The sequence below is a fragment of the Erysipelatoclostridium sp. MSK.7.34 genome, assembly GCF_019041935.1.
Taxonomy (GTDB): Bacteria; Bacillota_I; Bacilli_A; order Erysipelotrichales; family Coprobacillaceae; genus Thomasclavelia; species Thomasclavelia ramosa.
The window spans coordinates 168,902-191,854 of the sequence record NZ_JAHPYJ010000003.1 but is presented as its reverse complement, the minus strand read 5'-3'; the positions used below and the strand labels follow the sequence as shown (position 1 = coordinate 191,854).

Annotated in this window: 21 protein-coding genes, 1 other RNA gene and 1 other annotated feature; of the genes, 2 read left to right on the top strand and 20 right to left on the bottom strand. The window is 29.0% G+C overall.

Translation table 11 applies throughout. The annotated features are described in order from the left end of the window. Positions 1-2 precede the first annotated feature (2 nt). Entirely contained in the window at positions 3-1,454 is a 1,452-nt protein-coding gene (locus KTF99_RS03745; protein ID WP_009300427.1) for a GntR family transcriptional regulator, read from the bottom strand. 189 nt (positions 1,455-1,643) lie between these two features. On the opposite strand from KTF99_RS03745, the gene KTF99_RS03740 reads away from it, so the two are divergent. Next, positions 1,644-3,860 carry a GGDEF domain-containing protein gene (locus KTF99_RS03740; RefSeq protein WP_117561367.1) on the top strand — a complete coding sequence of 739 codons (2,217 nt, stop codon included), beginning with the start codon at positions 1,644-1,646 and terminating at the stop codon, positions 3,858-3,860. Positions 3,861-4,201: 341 nt separating this feature from the next. Here the strand turns inward: KTF99_RS03740 and KTF99_RS03735 are convergent, their stop codons facing one another. The 10 genes from KTF99_RS03735 to tmk all read right to left on the bottom strand — a co-directional run bounded on the left by KTF99_RS03735 (position 4,202) and on the right by tmk (position 14,475). Then, the gene (locus tag KTF99_RS03735) at positions 4,202-4,903 is read right to left on the bottom strand and encodes a GntR family transcriptional regulator (protein ID WP_003535448.1); all 702 of its coding nucleotides are present in this window, start codon (positions 4,901-4,903) and stop codon (positions 4,202-4,204) included. Next, positions 4,903-6,834: a methionine--tRNA ligase gene (metG, locus tag KTF99_RS03730; RefSeq protein ID WP_003535449.1), complete on the bottom strand. Its 1,932-nt coding sequence runs from the start codon at positions 6,832-6,834 to the stop codon at positions 4,903-4,905. Before metG ends, KTF99_RS03735 begins: the two co-directional genes overlap by 1 nt. Positions 6,835-6,874: 40 nt before the next feature. Then, positions 6,875-7,073: a binding site (T-box leader), on the bottom strand. Between the two features lie 89 nt (positions 7,074-7,162). After that, positions 7,163-7,297: a hypothetical protein gene (locus KTF99_RS17355; protein ID WP_003535451.1), complete on the bottom strand. Its 135-nt coding sequence runs from the start codon at positions 7,295-7,297 to the stop codon at positions 7,163-7,165. Positions 7,298-8,310: 1,013 nt separating this feature from the next. Beyond that, the gene (locus KTF99_RS03725; RefSeq protein ID WP_009009604.1) at positions 8,311-8,961 is read right to left on the bottom strand and encodes a GTP pyrophosphokinase; all 651 of its coding nucleotides are present in this window, start codon (positions 8,959-8,961) and stop codon (positions 8,311-8,313) included. A gap of 92 nt (positions 8,962-9,053) precedes the next feature. After that, positions 9,054-10,370, bottom strand: a complete 1,317-nt coding sequence (locus tag KTF99_RS03720) for a polysaccharide deacetylase family protein (RefSeq protein WP_008792528.1) — start codon at positions 10,368-10,370, stop codon at positions 9,054-9,056. Positions 10,371-10,507: 137 nt separating this feature from the next. Continuing rightward, a complete protein-coding gene (gene rsmI, locus KTF99_RS03715; RefSeq protein WP_008792529.1) occupies positions 10,508-11,362 on the bottom strand; it encodes a 16S rRNA (cytidine(1402)-2'-O)-methyltransferase in 855 nt (284 codons plus the stop codon). After that, on the bottom strand, positions 11,355-12,092 hold the full coding sequence (locus KTF99_RS03710; RefSeq protein WP_003535464.1) for a tRNA1(Val) (adenine(37)-N6)-methyltransferase: 738 nt from the start codon (positions 12,090-12,092) through the stop codon (positions 11,355-11,357). The genes rsmI and KTF99_RS03710 overlap by 8 nt, the downstream gene beginning before the upstream one ends. Continuing rightward, positions 12,092-12,904 carry a PSP1 domain-containing protein gene (gene ricT / locus KTF99_RS03705; protein ID WP_003535465.1) on the bottom strand — a complete coding sequence of 271 codons (813 nt, stop codon included), beginning with the start codon at positions 12,902-12,904 and terminating at the stop codon, positions 12,092-12,094. Before ricT ends, KTF99_RS03710 begins: the two co-directional genes overlap by 1 nt. A gap of 12 nt (positions 12,905-12,916) precedes the next feature. Further along, positions 12,917-13,858 carry a hypothetical protein gene (locus KTF99_RS03700; protein ID WP_003535466.1) on the bottom strand — a complete coding sequence of 314 codons (942 nt, stop codon included), beginning with the start codon at positions 13,856-13,858 and terminating at the stop codon, positions 12,917-12,919. Continuing rightward, positions 13,855-14,475 carry a dTMP kinase gene (tmk, locus tag KTF99_RS03695; RefSeq protein ID WP_003535467.1) on the bottom strand — a complete coding sequence of 207 codons (621 nt, stop codon included), beginning with the start codon at positions 14,473-14,475 and terminating at the stop codon, positions 13,855-13,857. The genes KTF99_RS03700 and tmk overlap by 4 nt, the downstream gene beginning before the upstream one ends. 205 nt (positions 14,476-14,680) lie before the next feature. On the opposite strand from tmk, the gene KTF99_RS03690 reads away from it, so the two are divergent. Further along, positions 14,681-15,097: an Hsp20/alpha crystallin family protein gene (locus KTF99_RS03690; RefSeq protein WP_003535468.1), complete on the top strand. Its 417-nt coding sequence runs from the start codon at positions 14,681-14,683 to the stop codon at positions 15,095-15,097. Between the two features lie 21 nt (positions 15,098-15,118). Here KTF99_RS03690 and KTF99_RS03685 read toward each other — a convergent pair whose 3' ends face one another. The 9 genes from KTF99_RS03685 to KTF99_RS03645 all read right to left on the bottom strand — a co-directional run bounded on the left by KTF99_RS03685 (position 15,119) and on the right by KTF99_RS03645 (position 22,943). Next, positions 15,119-15,280: a hypothetical protein gene (locus tag KTF99_RS03685; protein WP_003535469.1), complete on the bottom strand. Its 162-nt coding sequence runs from the start codon at positions 15,278-15,280 to the stop codon at positions 15,119-15,121. 32 nt (positions 15,281-15,312) lie between these two features. After that, the gene (gene recR, locus KTF99_RS03680) at positions 15,313-15,906 is read right to left on the bottom strand and encodes a recombination mediator RecR (RefSeq protein WP_003535470.1); all 594 of its coding nucleotides are present in this window, start codon (positions 15,904-15,906) and stop codon (positions 15,313-15,315) included. A gap of 12 nt (positions 15,907-15,918) precedes the next feature. Then, on the bottom strand, positions 15,919-17,841 hold the full coding sequence (gene dnaX, locus KTF99_RS03675; protein WP_003535471.1) for a DNA polymerase III subunit gamma/tau: 1,923 nt from the start codon (positions 17,839-17,841) through the stop codon (positions 15,919-15,921). Positions 17,842-17,902: 61 nt separating this feature from the next. Next, positions 17,903-18,361 (bottom strand): nucleoside deaminase, encoded by a 459-nt coding sequence (locus tag KTF99_RS03670; protein ID WP_009009600.1) that lies wholly within the window; start codon positions 18,359-18,361, stop codon positions 17,903-17,905. 17 nt (positions 18,362-18,378) lie between these two features. Further along, an RNA gene (gene ffs / locus KTF99_RS03665) (signal recognition particle sRNA small type) lies at positions 18,379-18,464 on the bottom strand. A 737-nt stretch (positions 18,465-19,201) separates the two neighbouring features. Then, positions 19,202-19,705 (bottom strand): GNAT family N-acetyltransferase, encoded by a 504-nt coding sequence (locus KTF99_RS03660; protein ID WP_003535476.1) that lies wholly within the window; start codon positions 19,703-19,705, stop codon positions 19,202-19,204. Positions 19,706-19,739: 34 nt separating this feature from the next. After that, the gene (locus KTF99_RS03655; protein WP_003535477.1) at positions 19,740-20,888 is read right to left on the bottom strand and encodes an ABC transporter permease; all 1,149 of its coding nucleotides are present in this window, start codon (positions 20,886-20,888) and stop codon (positions 19,740-19,742) included. Further along, complete coding sequence (locus KTF99_RS03650) at positions 20,875-22,005, bottom strand: ABC transporter permease (RefSeq protein ID WP_009009599.1); 1,131 nt, start codon at positions 22,003-22,005, stop codon at positions 20,875-20,877. The genes KTF99_RS03655 and KTF99_RS03650 overlap by 14 nt, the downstream gene beginning before the upstream one ends. Then, positions 22,005-22,943 (bottom strand): ABC transporter ATP-binding protein, encoded by a 939-nt coding sequence (locus KTF99_RS03645; RefSeq protein WP_008792533.1) that lies wholly within the window; start codon positions 22,941-22,943, stop codon positions 22,005-22,007. The genes KTF99_RS03650 and KTF99_RS03645 overlap by 1 nt, the downstream gene beginning before the upstream one ends. Between the last annotated feature and the right edge of the window lie 10 nt (positions 22,944-22,953).

The window sequence follows — 22,953 nt, the reverse complement described above, 5'->3', positions numbered from 1 at the left end:
CTTTATTCCGGTGAAATAATATTTTTAGCCTCTCCTAAACCATATTCAATTAAATAATCACGAACAACATTAAGTGAATGATTATAACTCGATGATATTTCGTCAGCAAAACATTCTGCTTCACCTAAGCAAAGATATTCTAATGCCTTTTTACTTTTAATGTTAATTATATTAATACTTTGCTTTTCACTTGGGTAAAAAGCAAAATAATAACCCCAATAAATAATTTTATTAGTTTCTTGTATAATTGTTTTAAACGGTAACAGTGGTAAATTGTCAACTATACAATTAAGCAAACATTCCAACATAAGATTCTTTGAATCTTCTATTTCACCCTGAAGATTTTTGATCTTTTCTTGCGTAATATTTGGAAAAGCTAAGGTTGCAGCTTTTTTGATTAAAATTACCATTGCCTGAACACCGTTTAAATATAATAAAGTATCTTGCCGGTATTGTTTATTTTGCATACATTTAATTGCAGTCTGCTCATCTTGTATCACTACCCTAGTACCTTTAACATTCATTGTTTCACCAAAACCTAATTCATTCAACATATGTAGACTTTTTCTAATTGTAGAAACGCTAACTTTATACATTTTAGCTAATTTTGCTTCTGGCGGTAAAAAGCTTCCCACTGGATAAATACCTAATGAGATCTTATTAATTAAATCACGAGCTATTTGTGTATAACAATGATCTCTGCCTAATTCTGCAGACCAGGTATAGTTGGGTGTCATTTCTTTTATTTCAGGATATTTAAGAGCTAGGTCCGTTAATGTTTTTTCAATAACATTGATAACTGTATCGTACATTAAACCAAAACGATATTCAATTTCACTTTTATCCCTAGTTAATAACGAACTTGTAACCCATGTAATACTTTTAAAAGTATATTCTAAATTAAAATAATTAATATATTTTTCATAATTAACAAAGAATACTGGTCTTGCATATATTTCTAAGCTGGAGAAAATATCTCGTAATAAAGGATTATGTGATTTATCTAACAGTTCAAAAAATATTCGAGTACATATCCGTTCACGTTCCTCTGCACTCTTATCTTCTGATTCTTTTAATCTTTGAGAGCATAATTGTAAGTCTTCTTCATCCCATATCTGTGCTGCAAAAGAAAAAATTACCGGCATAATTAAACCAATCGTTTTATACACATCGATTATTTCCTGACGATGCTCTAATACATATTCAAGGCCATCTTCTTTGAATTTACTATGAATGTTATACACAACGGTTGTCGCTTTACGTTCATGGGTCGAAATATAGCCCTCTTCTTTTAATACGTGCAATACATCTTTAACCGTTCGAATTCCAATATTGTAAAATTCGCACAACTCAGAAATTGATGGTAGCTTCGAGCCATAAGGAAGACGTCCACTTACAATCAAATCATGAAGATTGTTGTATAAATAATTAAATAACGTTTGTTTTTGCTTCACTACGATCAACTCCTTTATCGTTAAATAGGCACATAATATTAAATTACTTAGATTTATTTATATAAATATAATTTTATCACAAAAAAAATCTTTCTACTATATGCTTATGTACCCAATTATTTAATTGTTTATTTTTACGGTAATGATAAAATTAAATTGATATAATTTTATAGTTGGGAGTTTTTTATAATGAAAAAAATTGGTAAAAATATAGTTAATAAAAAACCTTCTATCTACCCTGTTGGTAAATTAATATATATTTATATAATTTTAATCGTCATAATTGTCTTGATGATTTTTAATACAATTAATTTAAATAATACTTTGGGCTCAAGTACCAATACTTATGTAAACGATGTTACTTCACAATTAGCAGATGATATTTCTATGCGAATCGAAGCTATAAAATCTTCGTTAAGACTATTATCTGATTCAATAAATATTTTGCCTGATAATCAAGAGATTTCTTCTTTTCTTCAAAAAAAATGTGAAAATTTAGAATTTACTGATTTGTTTGTTATTGATGATAAAGGCAATACAATTCCCGAGCAATCTGAAACATTTGATTTATCACTAGTAAGTTCATCATTTAAAGGTGAAAATAACCTAATCTATCTTGATGGTCAGAGTCTTCTTTTTTCTACACCGATCTATGATGAGAAAGGAATAACAAAAGTACTTATTGGTATTCGTGATAAAGAAAATATCCAAAATTTAATTAAACCTAAAAGTTTTAATGGCCAAGGTCTATCTTGCATTATTGATCAGAACGGTAATGTTGTCATTTCCCCCACTGATCTTAAACCATTTATGCAGTTAGATAATATCTTTAAAGATGGAACAGATACTGATGCTGTAAATCATATTAAAAAAATGCGTAAAAATATCATTAATGGTAAATCTGGTGTTTTTGAGTTTACTGCTAGTGATGATACTTCTTTAATAATATCTTATCATTATCTTGACCATAATGATTGGACATTATTAACCTTAGTTCCTGGCGAACTCATTTCAAGTGGTACAAATCAATATATTTTCTATAACTTTATTTTAGTTGCTTGTGTCATTTGTGTTTTCTCAGTTCTTTTATATTTAATTTTTCTATCTTACAAAAAACACAAGAACTGGTTAGAGAAAATTGCCTTTACTGATCCATTGACTGCAGGATTGAATAATGCTGGTTTTCAATTAGATGCGCAAAAATTAGTAAATACCGCGCCCCCATCTAATTATACGGTTATTTTTTTAGATATTAAACAATTTAAGTTGATCAATCAGAATTATGGCTTTAATAAAGGGAATGATGTTTTAAAACATATTTATAATGTTATTTACAATAACATTAGCTCTAATGAACTTGTTGCTCGAAGTGAAAATGATCATTTCTTTATTTGTCTAAATGAATCTAATAAACAAATTATTCAAACACGACTTGATATGATAATTGCTGAAATTAATTCATTTGCAAAGAACAAAGCATCACAATTAACTATCTTGCAAGGCGCTTGTTTAATTGAAAATCCTAATTCAGAAATTAATATTATTCAAGATTATGCTCGTTTGGCCTGCCGCCTTAATAGTAAGAAATCAAAATGTACTTACTATGATAAAGAAATTTTGGATACCATGAAAAAAGAACAGGAATTAAATGATTTATTTGAGAATTCAATAAAAAACAAAGATTTTCATATGTTTTTACAACCAAAAATTATTATTTCTAATAATAAAATCGGTGGAGCTGAAGCTTTAGTTCGCTGGTTCCATCCTGAGCGAGGAACTATATATCCATCTGATTTTATTCCACTTTTCGAAAGAAATGATAATATTATTAAACTCGACCTATATATATTCGAAGAAGTATGTATCTTTTTACAGGATATGATTGCTCGTGGTGAAAAACCATTTGTTATTTCAGTCAATGTCTCTCGAGTTCATTTTAAAGATAATGATTTCTTAAAAGCATTTGCAAGAATTAAAGAACAATATAGAATTCCAAATAATTTGATTGAATTAGAACTTACTGAATCCATTTTCTTTGATAATCAGCAAATTGAAAGTATTAAAGATACAATTCATCAAATTCATCAATATGGTTTCCTATGTTCTCTAGATGATTTTGGTGCTGGATTCTCATCTTTAGGATTATTAAAAGACTTTAAAGTAGATGGCATAAAAATGGATAAAAAGTTCTTTGATGATATAAGTAGTCAAAAAAGTAAGGATATTATTGCCAACTTCATTGAACTAGCAGATAAACTGAATATATCGCTTGTAGCTGAAGGAATTGAAACTTTAGAACAGTTAGAATTTCTAAAATCTGTCCATTGTAATATGGTTCAAGGCTATATTTATTCAAAACCACTACCTGTTGATGAATTTATTTTATGGTTAAAAACAATCAAATAATAGTTATTTAAAAACAACTATAATGAAGTCCCCTCTTCAGTTGGACACAACCAGCTGGAAGGGGTTTTATTATGGCAAGGCTAACAAAAGAACATATATAGAAATATATAATAAGTGAAAGCAGAGCTTGCTATAAGTTTATTATCAAAAATATAAAATAAATAAGAACGGTATCCTGTATTTGATAAAAATCATTAATAAACACATATATGATATTTTGCAAAAAGATAAGAATAATCATTATTCTTCAAAAACTAAAACTAGAAATTATCAATAAAGTTTTAATAGATAAACAAGGCCCAGAATCAAATTCAATCGATTCTGGGCTTACTTCATTTTAACTACTCAGATGTATATTTAAATTCGGTAGCATCAAAACTATTGACACCACAATATAAAGGATTATTTTCAGCATTCTTTTCAATAATTGTTGTTTGCAAGATTGGAGCATTCTTAGCAACTTCTAAATATGTTGCAAGTTTTTTAGATGCTAACCGTGCCTCAACCTCAATTGAACGATTGGTTGCCTCTTTAACTTTTATTGTTTCATGAACAATTTGGCTCATTGATCTTGTGCAATCAATCTTATCTAGTGAATTAAAATAGCGTTTGGGTAAGAAAATATTTTCATAGACAATTGGAGTTTTACCACCATATTGAACTCTCTTTAACTGATATACTTCCTCATCAGTTTTAACATCAAGATATCTAAGTGCTAAAGGATGATTTACAACTGTTTTTATAGAGACTACCTTAATTATAACTTTACCATAAGTTTTAACAATTTCTTCATCAGTTTGGATTGATACTTTAGAAATACTACGTGACTTTTTATTTTTAGCAATAAAAACACCACTGCCAGACTTTCTAATTAAAACTCCATCTTGAATCAATTCATCTAAAGCTCGACGAATTGTCATTCTTGATACTCGATATTTTTCAGTGAATTCTCGTTCAGGTGGAAGCATTTTATCTTCTTGATAAACTCCACTTTGGATATCTTTAAGAATATCCTCTTTAATAAATGGATATAAAGAAGCCATTAATGTATTTTTGTCCCGTTTGGTAAATTTTCAACGCTAATTACTTCTAATAATCCCTTTTTATCTCCAGCTAAAATCATTCCTTGTGACTCAATCCCTCGTAGTTTAGCTGGTTTTAAGTTTGCTACAACAATTACTTTTTTACCAACGAATTCTTCCGGAGTATAATGATCAGCGATACCACTAACAATTTGTCTTGTTTCTTTTCCTAAATTAATTTGTGATACTAATAATTTATCAGCATCCGGATGTTTTTTGCATTCTTCTACTGTTCCAACAATTAATTCAATTTTCTTAAAGTCATCAATAGTAATTGTATTATCTTCTTTTGGTTCTTCTTTTACTTCTGGTTTTGCCGGTTGCAATGCTTCTACTTTCTTTTGAATTTCTTTTGGATCCAAACGAGCAAATAACATTTCTGGTTTTTCAGCTACTTTGGTACCTTCTTTATATGTTCCAAAAGTATCTAAAGCTAATAAATCTCTTTGATCAGTATTAATTTGATCTAAAATCTTATTAGCAGTAGATGGCATATATGGAATTAACGCAATCGCTGCAAAACGAATACTTTCAATTAAGTTATAAAGAACTGTCGCTAAACGATCCCTTTTTGTTTCATCTTTAGCAAGCGCCCATGGCATTGTTTCATCAATATATTTATTAGTTCTTCTTAATAATGTAAAGATGGCATCAAGGGCATCAGATGACTTAAATTCATCCATCTTACCAATTACTTTTTTAGGCATTGCTAATGCTATTTCAATTAACTCATCATCAACTGCTTCTGTAACTTTTGGGTTATTAACAATTCCGCCAAAGTATTTATTTGACATAGCAATAGTACGATTTACTAAATTTCCTAAGACATTAGCTAAATCAGAATTAATTCTTTCTACTAAAAGATCCCAGGTGATGCTTCCATCATTATCATATGGAATTTCATGTAAAACATAATATCTAACTGCATCTACACCAAAAATGTCTACTAAATCATCTGCATAGATTACATTTCCTTTTGATTTTGACATTTTACTTTCACCTTGTAATAACCATGGATGTCCAAATACTTGTTTAGGTAAAGGAATATCTAAAGCCATTAGCATAATTGGCCAATAAATAGTATGGAAACGCACAATATCTTTACCAATTAAATGTAGATCTGCAGGCCAATACTTTTGATATAATTCGCCATGATTACCATCGACATCATACCCTAATCCTGTAATATAGTTACTTAATGCATCAATCCATACATAAACAACATGTTTAGGATCAAAATCTACGGGAATCGACCAAGTAAATGAGGTTCTTGATACGCATAAATCTTGTAATCCTGGTTTTAAAAAATTATTCATCATTTCATTCTTTCGTGATACTGGTTGAATAAATTCAGGGTGTGTTTCAATATGTTCAATTAAACGATCAGCATATTTTGATAATTTAAAGAAATATGCTTCTTCCTTAGCATCATGGACTTCACCTCCACAGTCTGGACATTTTCCATCTACTAGTTGTGATTCTGTAAAAAATGATTCACAAGCCGTACAATATTTACCTTCATAATGACCTAAGTAAATATCCCCTTGATCATATAATTTTTTGAAGATTTTTTGTACTTGTGACTTATGATAATCATCAGTCGTTCTCATAAATCGATCATATGTAGTATCCATTAAATCCCAAATTCTTTTTACTTCACCAGCTTTTTCATCAACAAACTGCTTTGGCGGGATTCCTGCTTCTTTAGCTTTTAACTCAATTTTTTGACCATGTTCATCTGTCCCAGTTTGGAAATAAACATTATATCCTTCTTGTCTTTTAAATCGAGCAATTGCATCTGCTAAAATAATTTCATAAGTATTTCCAATATGAGGTTTTCCTGAAGTATATGTAATTGCAGTTGTTAAATAATAATCTTTTTCATTCTTCATATATATTTCTCCTTTATTTTTAAATAAAAAAACGCCCTAATAAAAGGACGAATAATCGCGGTACCACCTTTTTTACACATTGCTGTGTCACTCAATACTTTTAACGCAAGTCAAACGATTATCTTTAACTATTCAAGATAACAGCTCCGGGGCCATCACTTAAAGTTTAACTCTTAGTTTCCACCTGCCACTAAGTCTCTATATGCGCCACTTTAACATCTTCCCATCTTCGCTTTTTCCACTCTTAACTTTAGCAAACTCTAAGCCTAAAGTCAAATTAAATTTAGACTAATAATGTTCTTCCATATGAATTATCTATTATAAATATCTATTTTTCATTTATTAAATGATAAACATATGTTGCCCGTTGTTCCATACTATATTCACTAGCTTTAACATTATTAGCTGTTAAAAAATTTTGTAATAAAACTAGTATTGTATCATCAGCTTTTAAAAATCCCATCTTCTCTTGGGTGGGAACAATAGTATGTAGCAATTTTAATAAGTACTTCTTTAATTTTTAATTATTTCTTTGCTCACATACTTAATCCTTTCTTTGATTCAAAATGTTTCACGTGAAACATTTTGAATCAAGCATTAACTCTCTTTAATATTTTTTTATTTCTGTTGAAACTTATTTATTGCTTCATATAATTGGAAAAAATTACAATCTTATCGTGGATATAATTCTACCTCGATAGCAGTAATAATTAGACATTTATTTTAATATTTAAACAATTTCACAATAACTTACCTTTATTTTTTTATTAATAGCGTATATCTTATAGAAAATAATATATCCATTACTATCTAAGCACTCACAAATATCTTATTGCTAACATATACTACTTTGCCCAGTAATATTTATAGATAGCAAGTTGTGCCATACTATCATTGACTTCTTTAAAAGAATCAAAACTAATTAATGTATAAATATAATTTTTATTTTAGCTTAACCACAGTTATTATTTTCTTTATGAATATACAATGATTTAATATCTAAGTTAAAAATCTATTAGAAATAAATTATTCATTATTATTTTATTAATACCAATTATTAAAATAACTACTCTTAAAACATTATCATATGGATTTAAAAATAGTTTACTTTCCTCCACTACACAAAATACATTATTTTTTCTTCATATTAGCTATGCTTCAAATAAGTTAATGTGATTTCTCAATAATAATTACTTAACCTATCTTCACAAAAAATATCTTACAATATTTTTGCTACTCTGTTTTATAGACAAAATAAGCATATATACTTTGTTTACCTTTACAATATGCTCAATATTATAATTCAAATAACTACTTATCATTTTATATATGCTTACAGGTTATTTTTTTACTTACTACTATATAGTACCTATATATATCATAGTAATCGCCTCTTAAAAAGTATATATTATACTATGTATTTATATTTTTATACTAACAACTCTACTTAGAAAAGTATATTAAACAAAAAATGTTTCACGTGAAACATTTTTTGTTACTCCAAGGCTGATTCAACTCTAAATAAACTTTTTGCATTTCTTCATCAGTCTTAGCCATCATATCGGCACACCATTTTAAACGCTGTTTAATATCATTATTAGCAACAAAATTAGTTTTATAAGCTAATTCATGCTCCAACGATGCCCAACAGTCCATTGCAATAGTTCTAATTTGGATTTCTACCGGTACTTGCATCATCCCTTCTCTTTGATAAACAGGTACACTCACAATCAAATGCAAACTACGATAACCATTCTCTTTAGGATATTGAATATAATTATTGTGTTTTATTTGTATTACATCATCTTGTAAAACTAGTAATTGTGCAATGTATTGAATATCATTGATATACTGGCAAATCACTCGCAGGCCAGCTATATCATTTAACTCTTTAATATTATTAAAGTTCTTACTAAACCCCTTTCTTTCTAATTTATCTAAAATACTTTGTGGAGATTTGATTCGACTCTGAATATTATGAATTGGACTATGTTCACATTTAAATTTCAATTCTTGATCTATGATTTCTAGTTTAGTCTTTACAATCATAATAGCTGCCCGATAAGGTTGCATCAATTCTTCAAAATGCCTCTGTTCTTGAAAAGCATTAATCATTTCTTGATTCATTTAATCACCCCAATCATGATTATATTAAACAATTGCATAATAGATACATTAAAAATATGGTTTTTTGTGTAAAAAAAATTCGCTAGCATATACTAGCGAAAAACTGTTTTCAAATCTTTATATTGTTTAAGCGTATCAAGAGTAACAAATTGATAACCACGGTTATAAAGTTCTCCCAAAGCCATTTCTAATCCCTCAACAGAGAAATTATGAATATCATGTAATAAAACTACTGCACCATCATATGAATTATTAATAATAGTCTCTTTTATTTTATTAGCATCTTTTAACTTCCAGTCCAATGTATCAACACTCCATAGAGCAATTTCCATTCCATTATTTTTGACTACTGATTTTACATTATCATTGAAAGCACCATATGGTGGTCTAATTAATGTAGGTTCAGCACCAGTAATCTTATAAATTGCATTTTGTGTATCAACAATTTGTTTATTAAGTCCTTCAGCATCCAACTTTCTTAAATCTGGATGATCCCAAGAGTGACTAGCAATCTCAAAACCATGTTCATAGACTGTTTTTACCACATCAGGATATAAAGTAATATTTTTCCCTAATTCAAAGAAAGTTGCACGACCATTATATTTTTCAAACATTTCAACTACTTTTAAAGTATTTGTTTTGTGTGGTCCATCATCAAGAGTGAAAGCAATCATTTTCTTGTTTGGATCAACTTCAGGCTGAGCAGCAGGTCCTGCAACATCTAAAGGTGCATCTGAAGGTATATTCTTATTCGCTAATTTGATTAATTCTTTATTATCTTTATAATTAACTTCAATCTTGTTTTTCAAATCTTCAGTAGTGTAAATAATTAATTTATCTTTTTCTACTGTTAAATTGTTACTTTTAGCATCTACTTTATCAATTCCTTGACTACTAGCTAACACTGTTTTAAAAGTATTTCTTAAACTGTCTCCAACAGTTAGAATCTTTTCTTTTTTTGTATCATAAGTAAATAATTTTTCTTTTGTTTCTACTACTTTGTCATCTTCATCATAACGAATAGTTTTAAATTTTAAGTTAATAAACTGATTATATACTTCATTGATTGAGTAGTCCATGTATAATATATCTTTACTATTTTTATTAATCTTTTGTTCTTTTACATAATTTTCTTGATAATCTTTAACAATTTTATCTAAATTACTGTTTTTTGTCTTTGGATAATATAATGAAATAAAGAAACTATCATCGTCTTTTTCATAGTGTTCTACTGTTCCAAATTTCTTGTTATCTTTATTATATACTTTATACTTATCATACGGTCCCTCGCGGTTAATAAACCAAAATATTCCTCCTAATAAAATTGCTATAACAACAATTACTACTAGGGCAATTGTTGGTTTTTTCTTTAATTTTCTTCTATTATTTATTGCGTGCCTATACTCCATAACTTTCCCATCCTTTCGCCATACATATAATACGATATTTGTCGAATTAAATCAAATTTATTGTATTGCTAATAAAACATCTTTTTTAATGTTTCACGTGAAACTTTTAAGAATTTTATTTAATTGAAAAAGACGAATTACTCGTCCTTTTGATGATATGTAGCATATACTTCATTTTTCTTAATATTTCTTAATTTAGCAACCTCTTTAATTGCATCCTTAACAGTCATTCCTTTGCTAACATATTCATCAACATGTTCAACAATAGTTTGCTCAAAAACTGTCTCTTCTATAACATTATTATTGCCAGAAACAACAATAACCATTTCTCCCTTTAAATCACCAGCAACTTTAGTAATTTCACTTATAGATCCACGTAAAATTTCCTCATGTTTTTTAGTTATTTCCCGACAAAGTGCAATTGGTCGATCTCCAAGAATATCTTCCATTAATTTAAGTGTCTTAGTAATACGATGCGGAGATTCGTAAAAAACAATCGTTTCTTGATAATTCTTTAATACCTGCAACTCTTTTTTCTTCTTCTTATCTTGATGATCTAAGAAGCCATAAAATAAAAATGGTTGCGGAGCAATTCCAGAAACTACTAATGCATCTAAACAAGCATTAGCCCCACTAATTGGAATTACATTTATCTCATTATCGATTGCAGCTTTTACTAATTCATAACCTGGATCAGAAATAGCTGGATAACCAGCATCACTAACTAATGCAATATTATTACCATCAAGCAACAAATTAATCAATTTAGGAATCGATTGCCCTAAATTATGCTCATGATGGGAAATTAATTTAGTTCTAATATTATAATGATTTAATATTTTAACAGTATTTCTGGTATCCTCAGCACCAATATAATCAACTTCCTGTAAAGTTCTAATTGCTCGATAAGTCATTTCTTCTAAATTACCAATTGGTGTGGCAACTAAATATAAACATGGCCGGTCATTTTGAAAACTTTTTTGTCTATTCATCAATATTTTCTCCAAACATTTTTCTTACCTCATTACTATAACTACCATCTGCATTATGTGCATATAAAGGTGGTTCAATTTTTAATCCTTTTTTTCCTTTATACATTCCTTCAACTAATAAAACATGACTGTCGCGATCAATCTTAGGATAAACAAAACGAATTCTTTTTGGTTCAATATCATACTTTTGCATTAAATTCAAAATATCAATCATCCGATCGGGACGATGAACCATGGCAAACTTTCCCTTATTATCAAGTATTCGAGCAGCACTCTTTATAATTCCTTCTAGATTAATCTTAATTTCATGGCGCGCAATTGTTAAATATTCATTTTCATTTAAATTACTATCCTCATCTACTTTGAAAAAAGGTGGATTACAAATAACTAGGCCAACTTTTTTAGCATCTTTGACATATTCTGCAATATCAGCGTGAACAATATTAATCTGTGTTTCTAAATTATTTAATTCAATATTCTTAATTGCTAAATCAACTGCTTCTTTTTGGATTTCTATCCCAGTAATCGGACGATTGGTTCGCTGTGATAATAGTAACGGAATTGCCGCATTATTAGTACCAAAATCAATAATTTGTTTAACATCTTTAGTTATGGTGCAAAAATTAGCTAATAAAACAGTATCCAAAGAAAAATTAAACATATCTTTTCTTTGGATAATTTTCATATTATTATAAGCTAATAAATAATTTAATACTTCTTGATCAGACATTATTTATTATCTTTTTGTTTAAACTTAATTTCATCAAGATTAACAAAGATAATTGCACCACCATTATCGATCTTAACAAGATCATTAATAACATTAAGTCCTAATACTTTAACATCTTTTCCTTCATATTTTACTCGACTGCCAATTTTAGGAAAACGTTGTTTCTCAATTGTATAAACTTCATCTTCATACTTAAGACAGCACATCAAACGACCACAAGCTCCAGATATTTTTTCAATATTAATAGCTAGCATTTGATTTTTTGCCATATTAATTGATACTCCATTAAATTCACCAAGTAATGATGTGCAGCAAAGTGGTAATCCACAAGTTCCCATCCCACCTATTACTTTTGCTTTATCTCTTGGTCCTATTTGTCGTAATTCAATACGACATCTAAATACCGTAGCTAATTCTTTTAATAATTCTCTAAAATCTACCCGTACATCTGATGTATACATAAAAATCACTTTTGCCTTATCTAGTGTAAATTCGCAATTAGTCAATTGCATGTCTACATCATAACGTGAAATAATATCACGGCAAGTAACTAGAGCTTCTTGGGCATCAATTATATTTTTCTTATAGGCTTCAATATCACGTTGTGTCGCTTTTCTTGTGATTTTTTTTAATTCTGTATCTAAATTAAATTCACTTATTGATTTTAATGACTGTGAAATCTCACCAAGTTCTACTCCACGTGCTGTTTCAACTACTACTTTATCACCTTTATCTAATTCGATATCTGTTGAAAAATAATAAACTTTACCAGCACTTTTAAATTTAACACTTGCCAATTTAATTTTTTCCATAATATCTCCCTTCTATAGTCTATACATCATACTATCCATCAGCATCGGTACATTAGCATTGCTTTCGATAGTATAAATAGTTTCTAAAATAATTTCTATTTGTTTAATCAATTGACTCTCATCAATTTTTATATTTCTCAAAAATTCTTGATGTTCACAATATACAATATCATCAGTATGTTTCACGTGAAACATATCTTTCATCGCTAATACTAACATATTTAAAAACAATTTTATATCATCACGCTCTTTATATTTTTTTAATAAATTAGTCTGAGTATTAATAATCAAATTAGCTCTCTTTAAAAATAAATCCTCAATAAAATTTATTACTTGCAATTGCATATATTCAAAGCGTTCATCGTATAAAGTCTTAGCTTCTTCTATACTAGGGGCCAAATAAGCTAAAATATGAGCAGATTCCTTAGTAATGCCATCTTGGCACAAAGCACCAATTATAACCTCTTTGCTATCAGGCTTGATATCAATTACCTGACATCTAGATAAAATAGTTGGTAATACCCGACTAGCATTATTAGCAGTAAAAATTGCATAAATCCCCTCGGTTGGCTCTTCAAGCATCTTAAGTAACGTATTCATCGCTTCTTTTGTAGCATATTCAATATTCTCAATTATATATATCTTAGCTTTTCCTTCTAAAGAAGACTTTTTAAAGGTATCTTGAATCAGTTCAATATTACCCTTTTTTATAGAATTATCTTTACCATTAAATCGAATAATATCACTATATTTATTTTCTTTAACTTTACGACAATCATTACAATTTTCGCAAGCTAATGTTTCATCACAAATCAATGACATTGCAAGATAAGTCAAAGGAATGTTAGTATTATTTCCAATTAATAAAAAAGCATGCGGAATCCGTTGTTGTGAAAATTCATTTTTTATTAAATTATAAAAAATCGGTTGATTCTTTTCTATGTACTCTTTCATAATTTACTCTTAATTACATTTATCACTTGCGCAACAACTTCATCGATTGTCTTACTTGCATCAATTTTAGTAATTCGCTCAGCATACTTTTCACAAATCGTCATATAACCATTATAAACATCTTTATGAAAATCATCAGATTCTAAATCTAAGCGATCTGCCACTCGCTCACCGTTATTGATCCGAGCTAGTCCTACTTCATATGGCAAGTCAAAGAAAATAGTAGCATCAGGTTTAATATTACCAATTGCAAACTGATTTATCTGATAAACTTCCTCTATTCCTATTTTTCTCCCTACACCTTGATAGACCAATGAACTATCAACAAAGCGATCACAAATTACAATATATCCATCGTTCAAAGCCGGAGCTACTTTTTCAACTAAGTGTTGACGTCGAGCTGCTGCATATAATAATGCCTCTGTTCGTGCGTCCATTGTAATATTATTAGTATCTAAAATAATCTTCCTTATTTGTTCAGCTATATCAATTCCACCAGGCTCTCTAGTTAATAATACTTTATATCCTTCCATTTGGAGCTGTTCAACAACTATTTTTGACACAGTTGTTTTTCCACTACCATCTGGTCCTTCTAACGTAATGAATTTACCCTTCATTTTATCTTCCTTTCAATCTTTAAATCAAAAACAATTCACACTAAATTATACCATATGTGTGGTTTTGTTACAATTTAATAGTTTTTTTAGCACTCTATACTTGACAGTGCTAAAAAATGTATTATAATATAAGTGTAATCCAAAGGAAGTATCGATTACATGAAGTAATTTCAATTTTGTATTATTAACAAAGGAGATGGTTTATATGAAATTACTACCTGGTTTTGCTACTTTTGATGATGTTTTTGAAAATATGTTTAGTGATCCTTTTTTCAAAGGAACAAGTACTCATATGCGAACAGATGTAAAAGAAGTAGACGATAATTATGTACTTGATATGGAGTTACCTGGTTTTGATAAAAAAGATATCTCCATCGAACTAAAAGATGGTTATTTAAATATTACAGCTAATAAATCTACTGATGGAAAGGAAACTGATAATCAAGGAAATATCATTCGTCAAGAACGTTTTACTGGTACTTGTTCAAGAAGTTTCTACATTGGGGATGAAGTTAAACAAGAAGATATCCGAGCTAGTTATGATAATGGTGAGTTAAAGATTACATTACCTAAAAAAGCTCCAAAAGAAATTACAACAAACACATATATTCCTATTGAATAAAAAATCCGGTTCCCGGATTTTTTATAATAATGAGATGATATAAATTACAATAATTCCTGGTAAGGATAACATTGAGAGTACAAATATATTAATAAAGTTATAGCTAAAATAATTATTTGTTAAAATATTTAAAATCAATAAAATTACAAAAGCTCGAGTAATTACAAATAAAACTCTACGCATAAAAAGACACCTCATATAAATATATGAGGCGTTTATATTTTCTTTCTTCCTTCTAACGATTTTAACAATGTTAATTCATCAGCATAGTCAATATTACTTCCTATTGGTAATCCGTTAGCGATTCTACTAGTATTAATATTCTTTTTTGATAATAATTTAGCTAAATATAAAGCTGTAGTTTCTCCATCACGAGTTGGATTGGTCGCAATAATTACTTCTTTAATCGAGTCGTCTAAACGCTCAAATAAACTTGCAATATTTAAATCATCCATTGTTTTACCATCCATTATTGACATAGCGCCATGTAAGACATGATATAAGCCATGATATTCTTTTACTTTTTCCATCGCAAAAACATCCTTAGGATCCTCAACAATACAAATAGTCGTCTGATCACGGTCTGGATCTTGACAAATATCACAAATTTCACCTTCACATATATGACCACATTTTTTGCAATAATGAATTTTGGTTTGAATACTGCCAATTGCTGCAGAAAATTCATCTACATATTTTTTATCCATTGATAAAACATGATATGCTAATCGTTCTGCACTTTTTCCACCAATACCTGGCAAACGCTTAAAACAATCAACTAAATCTTGGAATGCTTGGGGATAATTCATCGTAACCTCCTTTTATTCTTCAAACTCAACCAAATCACCAAATAACTCAACCGCCATAGCTTGAGCATCATTTAGTTCAGCTCTCTTTTCTTTAAATTCACCAATATGATGTAAAACAATTGGCTCAGGTGCGGGTAATGTTCCCGCCCGATTCATATCAATATACTTTGAGCGCATATCTGGCCAAAGTGAATTTTTAATTGCAATAAAATCATAATTTTCACCAAGAACCTCTTTTAAAAAATTCTTTAACTGATAATAATTTTGAGTTTCATTCACCTCATTAACATTTGGTTGATGCTCAAAAGCTACAATTATTCCTCCTGGGGCAGCAGCAACTGGCTTACCATCACATAACATTGAGGCAAATTTAGCAGTATTTAAATTGAATCGATATCTAGCAATAACTGTCCATTTTTCTTTAATATCATTTAAAACCCGGCGATCAGCTTGAACTAAAATATTTAAAATATCACTAAAAGACACCTCAATATTTTCTGGTGATTTATTTACAATAATATTCTCATCAATTTCCTGGGAAATATCTTCCCCAACAGGCAAAGAAACATCACTATTACTTATAACTGTTTCCAGAGTTCCCTCAGCAACTTCTTCAGGAACCACCGTTTCTGTAATATCATCAGCCTTAGCTTTTAATTCTTCAGGAATACTTTCTTCAATTTCCGGATCATATTCAATAACCCCTTTATTTAACTCTTCCTCGATAATCTCATCTTCAATTACTTCTTCTGGAAGTGAATCTGTTTCCTCAACCACAGGTATCGCTTTAGCAGTATCTTTTACAGGTAAAATATTTACCTGTTCAATTGCTTTAGAATTATCAATTGCTAATTTATTTTCTTCTTTAATACGATTACATATTTTAAGCATAGCCAATTCAAAATATGTATTAGCATCTAAAGATTGACTGTAATGACTGCTAGCTTCAATTAATATATCAATAATTTCAAAAGCTTCTTCTACCAAAATATACGGTGCCAAATTATCAACATCTTGCTGTGTTAAAACGAATAAAATTGAAACATCTTGAGTATTTTTATAAATGATAATATCCTTTAATACATCAACTAAATCAAAAGTAAGCCGCTTAATATCGATACTGCCACTTAACATATTATCAAGGGAAGTCAAAACCCCTTTTATATCTTTAGATAACAATTGTTTAATAAATGAAATTTTATTATCCATTGATAGCAAGCCATATACCATATTAACACTTTCAACCGTCAACTCATTATTATACGCCAAACATTGTTCAAGTATACTTAAAGCATCCCGCATTCCACCTTCAGCTAATTTAGCAACACTTTCAAGTGCAGATAATTCATATTTTTTATTTTCAGATTTTAAGACATATTCCAATCTTGAAATAATATCATGGTTTTCTACTTTCTTAAAATCAAATCGTTGACATCTAGAAATAATTGTTGGCAAGATTTTATGCGGTTCTGTAGTTGCTAAAACAAAAACAATATGAGCTGGTGGTTCTTCTAAAGTTTTTAATAGCGCATTAAAAGCACCAGTTGACATCATATGAACCTCATCAATAATATATACTTTGTATTTACCATTAATTGGTGCATATTTTACTTTATCAATCAAGTCTCGAACTTCATCAACCCCATTATTGCTCGCAGCATCAATTTCAATAACATCAGGATGTTCCCCAACAGTAATAGCCTTACAATTAGGACATTGATCACATGGAGGATTTTCACCAGTACAATTTAATGCTTTGGCTAAAAGTTTAGCTACTGTTGTTTTCCCTGTTCCACGTGGTCCGGCAAATAAATAAGCATGTGAAATTCTATTTTCTTTAATAGCATTTTTCAAAGTTGTTACAATATGTTCTTGACCGGCAACTTCTCCAAATGTTTGGGGCCGATATGACCGATATAAAGCTTTATATGACATCACTAATCACTCCTCATTCTTATTTATTATACTATATTATCTAATAAAAAGGATAAAAGAATTAACTTTTATCCCGCTTACGTTTGTTTTTAAAATAATCCTTTATCACTTTTGAGCATTTATCTCCTAATACCCCGGAGACAATCACGGGCTGATGATTAACAGGAATATCCGATTGATAAATCGTAGTTAGGGCTAACCAGCGTGATTCAAAAGCACCAAATACAACTCGCTGAATTCGACTATTAATTATAGCACCAGAGCACATTACACAAGGTTCAAGAGTCACATATAATGTACACTCATCAAGATACCATGAGTTTAATGTTCGACAGGCTTCTTCAATTGCTATTATCTCAGCATGTGCCGTTGCTCTTTTACTGGTTTCACGAAGATTGCGTCCACATGCAATAATCTTTCCATCTTTAACTATCACTGCTCCTACTGGCACTTCATCCATATCTAAACATTTTAAAGCCTCTTGATATGCAATTTCCATAAATTCAAGATCTTGATCCATGACTTTCTCCTTTATACAAAAAACCACTACACATAGACGGGGATTCTTAATGCTGCTACCTTCCGGTCCTGACATGGTTCGAAGCCGCCTATTGTAATGGCAAGTATGATTATACCGTATCTATATAATAAATTCAATCATTTTTAATATTGAATCTATAAAATTATTTTCAATTTACAACATACCTTAAAAATATTGATCACTAATATAAATTATAAATTTCTCACTACATTTTAATCACTATTTTTTCTAAACCATAATTAACCATAAATAAAATTTATTTTGGTACAATTATAACTAATTCTAACGATAGTTATTTTCTATACTAACAACTGTAGTCAGGATAGTTTTAAATAGTTTTTTCAATCCTTTCTCTAATTGACTACTCTTCATGATATCCTTTCCCTGATATCAATATAAAAACAGATAGTTTTCCCTCTATCTGAATGATAGAAACAAGTAGCTTTCCCTCTACTTGTTTTTATTTTAAATATAAATTCATTAAATAAGTATCATAATATTTTAAATACACATATATTTGTCATATGTTCTGATGATTTCAAAGTCTAATTTATTAGATAATCGTACCGCTTTATCATTGTTAATTACTTAATACCAATAATCCTTTAACACTGATAATACTTTCATTCCTTCAAGTGAATGATCACCAATTATTTTACTATCGTCTTCAACAAGTAATATTAATGAATTCAAATAATTTTTTCAATTTTATCTGTTTCATTAAAATCAAACTCAACAATTACAAAATTTACATGTTTACTCTCGCTATGACAATTAGAGTAAATAAAAAACAAATAGAGTTATTGCCCTATTTGTTTCTTATAAATATAAATTCATAAGATAAGCATCCACATAATGATCATCGATTTTCATAAAATTTTCATATGTTCCGATTACCTCAAAACCATACTTTTGATATAAAGCAATAGCATTTTCATTACTCGTAACAACTTCTAATTCGATAATTTCAATACTTGCTTCAGCAGCATATCCAATTATAATAGCGACTAACTTACTACCTATTCCTTGATGCCAATAACTTTTTAAAACACTTACACCCATTTGCGCTCGATGGCTTAATCGTGTCTTTTGATTACCACTTAGTGTGGCAATTCCAACAATTTCATCGCCATCTTTGGCAACTATCATTACGGAATTAGGATCTTCGTGAATTTCCTTGATTAACTGCATCTCCTGTACTTCATTCAAAATACATTCATTCAAACCAAAAGTTAAGTTATCACTTTGGCCAGCTACCACATTCAAATAATTAATTATTTTCAATGCATCACTAGGTACTGCCTCTAAATATTCAATTTCCATTCAATCACCTTCTTGTAAGATGATTATAGCATATTTACTTCTTTAAACGTATCTTTGTGACAATTTGTGTAGCAAGATATACCAATAAAGTAAAGCCGAAGATAATTAGCATATCAATTAAAATAGGTTTAATTGATCCAAAACTAAAATCAGTTAATTTAATAATTTCATTATTTGCTTTAATAAACCAATATGATGGTAAAAATTTTGCTAAACTTAAAACAAAAGGACTTAACATACTTTGTGGTACAAATGCTCCACAAATAAAACTCGAACCCATACCAAAGAGATTTCCTACACCACTTAAAATTTCTCGATTACTTGTAAATTTAGCAATCATAAAACTAAACGCTTGAATAAATATCATTAGAACTAGTGAATTAAGTACTAAAAATAATCCATTCATTGTCAACATCGCATCTTTATAAAGAATAAAACTGAATCCCACATATAATAGCCAGATAGCTAATCCAACTGTATAATTACCTAACATTAGCTGACGATTCATACTTTTATAACTAACTGGTGAAACTAAATTACGCCGTTTGATCTTTTCTTCATTGAAAGAAACCATGATCATTGTCACAATTACCATTGTTATTGTTATTAACATATAATTAGAGAAATTATAATAAGTTGCCGGCATTGTAAAATCAACCTCATTTTGTTTATCTAACATCCCCACTTCAACTTTTTTATTTAAATCTTCTTTAATTAACTTACTTAACTCAGTATCACTAATTCCTGCTTTTAAATATAAATTAGCTGTATTTAAATATTTATTCAAAAGATTCTTACTATAAATACTACTATATGCATCTGGCAATTCCATTGTTTCAATAGTTACATCTTTACCATTAATAAAATCAGTAGTGTAATTATCTGGAATGATCATAATATAATCAACTGTACGATAAAATAACGCATCACGTAAAGATTCATTATCATCTTCTAAACTAATTAATTCGCCATGATCTTTAATATAATCTTTAAAACCATTAATTAATTCCGTATTTTTATCCCGATTTATAATAGCGACTTTAACATCCATACTTTTATAGTCAGTAGAAGTAGAATTATAAGTTCCCGTAAAAATTGCTAACCCAAGGAAGATAGCAGTATATGCCAAAATCATAAGTGTATAAGTATTAGCAATTTTTAGATATTTTTTAAATACTGTCATATTGCTTCCTCCTTGTAAAGAATAGTGATCCTAAGATTAGAAGAACTCCGATTACAAATAAGCAGATCATATTAGTAGTATAACGACTTAAATTATCATAATAGTATAAAGCATATAACCCATCAGTAATTAAACTTACTGGATTAATATAAGTTAAAATAGGAAGATTTGTTTGCATCCAGTATTTAATATCAATGATCATCATTCCTGAAAAGAATGATAAAACTAGTGAAAAACTTGATAAAAATGATATTTTAGTATCTTCTTTTTTAAACTTAAGAACATTTCCAGCAAAATTTCCTAATCCTACTCCAGTAAAACATCCGATTGCAATCAAAAGAATAATATAACCCGTCTGTTCACCAAAACCAACACCTAATCCAAAGATCAGGTAAGCCATTAATACCATCATTATTGCAAATTGAATAATAAAGGCAGATAAGATTCCCGATAAAACCGTAACGAGTTTTGAAATCGGTGATATAGTAATTCGAGTTCCTTGTCTAGATAGATTTGCTTCAATTTGACTAGTTGTTCTAAGTCCACAGAAACTAGCATTTAAACAGTTCATCCCAATTAAAGTATAAAAATATACTACTGTTAAATCCGTGTTTCCACCAATATTCTGATTTTCAAAATTATTTTTAGATAAATTGACTGTATTTAAAATATTAGATTGTAATGCACTTGGATTTAATGTTGCTATATTTTCAACAGTGCTCATTGTACTGTTATACTCATTAACAATACTTTCCAAAATTGTTTCATCAATTCCTGTATTATTTACCACTAACTTTATTTCATTACTAACAACATAATAACCCGTAATTTTTTCATCTTTTAATAACTGCTGGGCTTTATCTAAACTTGTGATTTGTAAATCAATTAACTTATCATCACCTTTTTCCAATTCCTGCAATGTTTCTTTAAATTGTGAATTAGCCTGCTCTTCAACAAGTGCAACTTTAACTGTTTCAAATTCTTCACTTGCTGTTAAATTAGCAAATGCTAGGTTAAAGAAAGTCGCTAGAGCAAGTGGAAATACTAACGTCCAAAATATTACCATCTTGTTCCTAAGCAATGTTTTAAATTGATATTTAAAGAAATGATAGAACATTAATCTCTCAACTCTTTTCCTGTTAATTCTAAGAATACATCATTTAATGTCGGACGTTCACTAAATAAACTAGTATAATTAACATTGTTTTCTCGAACATAATCAATTAACTTACTTAAATTATCTTCTTTCGTATTATAAGATATATGAACAGTATTATTTTCAATCTCAATATTCATTACACGATCACTATTTTTAAGCTGCTCAATAAATGTTTGATTCATTGATTTTAATTCAATCGTAATTCTCTCCCCAAGAGTAATCATATTTTTTAATTCATCTTTAGTTCCAGATGCAATTACTCTCCCCTTATCAATAATAATAATTTGATTACATAGCTGCTCAACTTCTTCCATGTAATGGGTTGTATAAACTATTGTTGCTCCTAATTCATTTAATCGTTTAATTCCCTCTAAAATATTATTTCTACTTTGTGGATCAACTGCAACTGTTGGCTCATCTAAAAAAATTAATTTTGGCTTATGCGCTATTCCACATGCAATATTTAATCTTCGTAATAATCCCCCACTTAATTGCTTTGGTTTAAATTTAGTAAATTCGTTTAGACTAACAAGATTAATTGCATCTTGAACATAGTTGGCACGAATTTTTTTATCTTTAATATATAAACCACAAAAATAATCAATATTTTCAATAACGCTTAATTCATCAAATACAGCTACATCTTGAAAAACAACACCAATTTTACTTTTTATATCATAAGCAGTAGGACTCATCTCTTTATTAAAAATCTTGATTGAACCAGAATCATACTTTAATAATGATAAGATCGTATTGATAGTTGTCGATTTACCACTGCCATTAGGTCCTAATAACCCTAATATTTCCCCTTCATAAACATCTAAACTAAAGTCATCTAAAGCAATTAAATCACCATAACATTTAGTCAAATTCTTTATCTCAATAACTTTATTCATCTTTACTCCT

Excerpts from the sequence above, each read along its gene's own strand:
- KTF99_RS03670 (WP_009009600.1), bottom strand. The coding sequence starts at position 18,361 with ATGGATCAAGATCTTGAATTTATGGAAATTGCATATCAAGAGGCTTTA.
- KTF99_RS17355 (WP_003535451.1), bottom strand. The coding sequence starts at position 7,297 with ATGGGATTTTTAAAAGCTGATGATACAATACTAGTTTTATTACAAAAT.
- KTF99_RS03655 (WP_003535477.1), bottom strand. The coding sequence starts at position 20,888 with ATGACAGTATTTAAAAAATATCTAAAAATTGCTAATACTTATACACTT.
- recR (WP_003535470.1), bottom strand. The coding sequence starts at position 15,906 with ATGAATTATCCCCAAGCATTCCAAGATTTAGTTGATTGTTTTAAGCGT.
- tmk (WP_003535467.1), bottom strand. The coding sequence starts at position 14,475 with ATGAAGGGTAAATTCATTACGTTAGAAGGACCAGATGGTAGTGGAAAA.
- KTF99_RS03740 (WP_117561367.1), top strand. The coding sequence starts at position 1,644 with ATGAAAAAAATTGGTAAAAATATAGTTAATAAAAAACCTTCTATCTAC.
- KTF99_RS03650 (WP_009009599.1), bottom strand. The coding sequence starts at position 22,005 with ATGTTCTATCATTTCTTTAAATATCAATTTAAAACATTGCTTAGGAAC.
- KTF99_RS03685 (WP_003535469.1), bottom strand. The coding sequence starts at position 15,280 with ATGCGTAGAGTTTTATTTGTAATTACTCGAGCTTTTGTAATTTTATTG.
- rsmI (WP_008792529.1), bottom strand. The coding sequence starts at position 11,362 with ATGAATAGACAAAAAAGTTTTCAAAATGACCGGCCATGTTTATATTTA.
- dnaX (WP_003535471.1), bottom strand. The coding sequence starts at position 17,841 with ATGTCATATAAAGCTTTATATCGGTCATATCGGCCCCAAACATTTGGA.
- KTF99_RS03725 (WP_009009604.1), bottom strand. The coding sequence starts at position 8,961 with ATGAATCAAGAAATGATTAATGCTTTTCAAGAACAGAGGCATTTTGAA.
- KTF99_RS03690 (WP_003535468.1), top strand. The coding sequence starts at position 14,681 with ATGAAATTACTACCTGGTTTTGCTACTTTTGATGATGTTTTTGAAAAT.
- ricT (WP_003535465.1), bottom strand. The coding sequence starts at position 12,904 with ATGGAAAAAATTAAATTGGCAAGTGTTAAATTTAAAAGTGCTGGTAAA.
- KTF99_RS03700 (WP_003535466.1), bottom strand. The coding sequence starts at position 13,858 with ATGAAAGAGTACATAGAAAAGAATCAACCGATTTTTTATAATTTAATA.
- KTF99_RS03735 (WP_003535448.1), bottom strand. The coding sequence starts at position 4,903 with ATGGCTTCTTTATATCCATTTATTAAAGAGGATATTCTTAAAGATATC.
- metG (WP_003535449.1), bottom strand. The coding sequence starts at position 6,834 with ATGAAGAATGAAAAAGATTATTATTTAACAACTGCAATTACATATACT.
- KTF99_RS03645 (WP_008792533.1), bottom strand. The coding sequence starts at position 22,943 with ATGAATAAAGTTATTGAGATAAAGAATTTGACTAAATGTTATGGTGAT.
- KTF99_RS03710 (WP_003535464.1), bottom strand. The coding sequence starts at position 12,092 with ATGTCTGATCAAGAAGTATTAAATTATTTATTAGCTTATAATAATATG.
- KTF99_RS03660 (WP_003535476.1), bottom strand. The coding sequence starts at position 19,705 with ATGGAAATTGAATATTTAGAGGCAGTACCTAGTGATGCATTGAAAATA.
- KTF99_RS03720 (WP_008792528.1), bottom strand. The coding sequence starts at position 10,370 with ATGGAGTATAGGCACGCAATAAATAATAGAAGAAAATTAAAGAAAAAA.